General features: G+C 66.7%; 1 pseudogene. It reads left to right on the top strand.

Annotation, left to right across the window (positions count from 1 at the left end):
* Positions 1-246: pseudogene (locus tag FCK22_RS18765) on the top strand (deoxyribodipyrimidine photo-lyase); the annotation flags it as partial.

Raw genomic sequence — 246 nt, 5'->3', positions numbered from 1 at the left:
GCCACCCCGAGCGACATCCCAGCCCCGCCAAACTGGCCCCAGAGCGCCGCGCTCGACGATTGGCAAATGGACGCCGAGATGCAGCGCGGTCGCGACGTAGTGCGCCCCTATGTCCGCTTGGGGGGGGCCGCGGCTCAGGCCCGGCTTGGCTCATTCATGGCCCATATCGTCGAAGGCTATGACGAAAGCCGCGACATGCCGGGCGAAGACGGGACCTCGGCCCTGTCGGAAAACCTGTCATTAGGT

It is taken from the genome of Sulfitobacter sp. 15WGC (assembly GCF_005068605.1).
Lineage (GTDB): Bacteria > Pseudomonadota > Alphaproteobacteria > Rhodobacterales > Rhodobacteraceae > Sulfitobacter > Sulfitobacter faviae.
The sequence above is the reverse complement of the archived record's forward strand: the minus strand, read 5'-3'. Positions and strand labels throughout refer to the sequence as shown.